The sequence below is a fragment of the Actinophytocola sp. genome, assembly GCF_036555685.1.
Taxonomy (GTDB): domain Bacteria; phylum Actinomycetota; class Actinomycetes; order Mycobacteriales; family Pseudonocardiaceae; genus Actinophytocola.
Window position 1 is genome coordinate 1 of record NZ_DATBKY010000044.1, and the last position, 1,702, is coordinate 1,702.

2 protein-coding genes and 1 pseudogene are annotated in these 1,702 nt (G+C 71.2%); all 3 read right to left on the bottom strand.

Features of this window, described 5'->3' with window-relative positions; genetic code table 11:
* A partial coding sequence (locus VH969_RS04670; RefSeq protein WP_331970883.1) for a sugar phosphate isomerase/epimerase family protein occupies window positions 1-312 on the bottom strand: 312 nt, incomplete at its 3' end.
* Window positions 309-1,337 (bottom strand): Gfo/Idh/MocA family oxidoreductase, encoded by a 1,029-nt coding sequence (locus tag VH969_RS04675; protein ID WP_331970886.1) that lies wholly within the window; start codon window positions 1,335-1,337, stop codon window positions 309-311. The genes VH969_RS04675 and VH969_RS04670, both read right to left, overlap by 4 nt.
* 2 nt (window positions 1,338-1,339) lie before the next feature.
* A pseudogene (locus VH969_RS04680) lies at window positions 1,340-1,702 on the bottom strand (2-keto-myo-inositol dehydratase); the annotation flags it as partial.

The window sequence follows — 1,702 nt, forward strand, 5'->3', positions numbered from 1 at the left end:
GGTGTCCGCGCCGAGGTCCGCGGTGATCTGGATGGCTCGTTTCCAGTACCGCACCGCGGCCTGGCGCTCGTCCTCGTCCGGGCCGGACCACCGGTACAGCGGCAGCACCGAGGCGATCTTCACCCCGGCCGCGTCCAGGGCCCGGCCGAACGCGGCGATCTGCGCCTTGTCCGCCCGCGGGTGCAGGAAGAAGGGCAGGAAATCCTCACGAGGCGAGAGCTCGATGTACTCGTAGCCCAGGTCCGCGACCAGGCCGGGCAGCTCGGCCAGCGGCACCCGGCGGAACATGTAGGGGTCGAGGGTGATCTTCATTTGGCGTAGAACTCAGGACGTTCGGGCATGGACACCGCGGTGCGCTGGCCGGTGCGCAGGGCCTCCAGGGCGGCGTCGGTGACCGCCGCGGCGGCGTAGCCGTCCCACGAACTGGGGCCGGCGGCGCTGCCCGCGGCCACCGCGTTCAGCCATTCCTGCAGTTCGGCGTCGTAGGCGCGGATGAACCGGTCGCGCCAGTCGACCGGGACGCGGCCGCCGTACCGGTTCTGAGCCCGCACGGTCACCTCGCTGACGTCGGCCAGGGCGACGGTGCCGGTCTCGCAGACGACCTCGCCGCGGACGTCGTAGCCGTACCGGGCGCTGACGAACAGCTCGTCGTCGACGAGCACGCCGTTGGCCATCTCGAGCAGCAGGATCAGCGGGTCCTGCAGGCCGTCGGGGGCCTGGCCGGCGCGGCGCGGCGTCAGCACGGTGGCCGCCACGATCTCCTCACCGAACAGCCATCGGACGATGTCCATCTCGTGCACGGCCGAGTCGCTGATGATCATGTCGGTGGTGAAGCCGTAGTCCGGCACCGACGGGTTGCGGTGCGCGCAGTGCATCAGCAGCGGCGCGCCGATGCCGCTGTCGTCGAGCGCGGCCTTCATGGCCCGGTAGCCGGCGTCGTAACGCCGCATGAAGCCGACCTGGACCAGGCGTCGGCCCGCGGCCATCTCGGCCTCCATGATGCGCAGGCAGGCGTCGCTGGCCGGCGCGAGCGGCTTCTCGCAGAACACCGGCTTGCCTGCGCCGATCGCGGCGACGACCTGCTCCTCGTGGGCCGGGCCCCAGGACGCGACGAGCACGGCGTCGACGTTGCCGTCCGCGATCAGGTCCTGGGCGGTGGCGTGGACTGACACCCTGTGCTGGCCAACACCGGGCAGGACCGCCGCGACCTGCCCGGCGCGCGCCGTGTCGACGTCGTTGACCGCGGTCACTGACCCGCCGGTGAGCACTTGGGTGATCCGGCGGATGTGGTCCTGGCCGATCATCCCCACTCCGATGACGCCGACGCGGACGTCCATGGTTAATCCTTCTCCTCTCCGATGCCGAGGCCGCGCAGGTAGGTGAAGGTGCGCTGGGCGATCGGCTTGGGCTGGCCGAAGTCGCACGGGTACATGTCCTGCTCGACCACGACGAACAGGTCCCGGCCGAGCTCGCGCAGGGCCTTGGCCACATCCTCGACGACCGGTTCGCCGCGGGGCGGCTCGCAGCTGGCGCCCATGGCCACGGCCTGGCCGAAGGCGAGGCCCTCGCGCTCGGCCCTGGCCACGATGGCCGGGTCCATCTGCTTGATGTGCACGTAGCCGATGCGGTCGGGGTAGCGGTCGATGATGGCCACGTTGTCCGCGTGCCGGTAGGCCAGGTGGCCGGTGTCCAGGCACAGGGA